Origin of the sequence: Bartonella sp. CL70QHWL (genome assembly GCF_042194855.1) — a bacterium.
GTDB lineage: Bacteria > Pseudomonadota > Alphaproteobacteria > Rhizobiales > Rhizobiaceae > Bartonella.
In genome coordinates this window covers 1-1,131 of record NZ_JBHINJ010000087.1, presented here as the reverse complement: position 1 = coordinate 1,131, position 1,131 = coordinate 1, and the positions used below count along the sequence as shown (strand labels likewise).

General features: G+C 37.9%; 1 pseudogene. It reads left to right on the top strand.

The window, feature by feature from the left end:
• Window positions 1-1,131 (top strand): annotated as a pseudogene (locus ACFIJZ_RS09830) (hypothetical protein); the annotation flags it as partial.

Below are 1,131 nucleotides of genomic sequence, written 5' to 3'. Positions count from 1 at the left end.
GGTTGCTGATGTAAGAGACAGTATTCTTGTTAAGAAAAATGAAAAGACAGGTCTTATTACTATTGGTAAGGATCTATTGGAACCATTTGGCATTGATTTCAGCGACATTAAAGCCAGCCCTCGGACTCTTTCTGGTGTAGCTGCTGGTACTAAAGAAACTGATGCGGTGAATTTTTCGCAATTAAAAGATGTCAAAGAACAAGTAGCAGCCAGTAGCTTCGTTAAACAGGATGCAGAAACGAGACACATCAGTATTGGAAAAGAAACAGATGGTGATAAAATTGATATTGCCAACAAAAAAAATGAAAAGCGTACTCTTACAGGTATAAAGAATGGCGCGCTCACAGAAGCTTCAAATGAAGCAGTAAATGGTTCCCAGCTTTTTGAAACAAATAAAAATGTTACGACTGTAACAAGTGATCTCAAAACAGCATCTGAGAATGTAGTCAAATATTTTGGTGGTGGTGCTAGTTATAAAGATGGCGCTTGGACAGCCCCTACATTCAAGCTTAAAACCTTCACAGCTGATGGTAAAGAAGATGGTTCAAAAGACTATACCGATGTAGGCTCTGCTTTTGCAGGAATTGATACGAACTTCATAAATGTAAACAAACATCTGAATACTGTTGTTAATAATTTTAATGACAAATTAAACGATATTAATAAAGAATTTCAAGGCGATGCCTTATTGTGGAGCAAAACTGATAAAGCCTTTAGTGCTATGCACGGAGAGGGGAAAGACAGAAGTTCAGGTAAAATTAAATATCTTACAGGTGGAGATTTAACACAAAACTCAGAAGAAGCCGTGAATGGTGGACAGCTGTATATAGTGGGTACCCATTTAGCTAATTATCTTGGTGGCGGTGCTGACTTTGGAAATGGAAACTCAGAAGGTCCTACTTTTAAGATTAAAACTTTCGATACTGATGGAGAGGAAAAAAGTGAGACTTATCAGAATGTAGCTGATGCGTTTGAGGGTGTTAATACGGCTCTCACGACTGTTCAGAATAAATTGACTGAACAGGTTAACAATGTGATTACTAAAGTGGAAAGTGAGAGCTTTGTTCAGCAAGATAAGACAACGAGTCGTCTCACTATTGGTGCAAAAGTAGGTGGCGCAGAAATCAATAT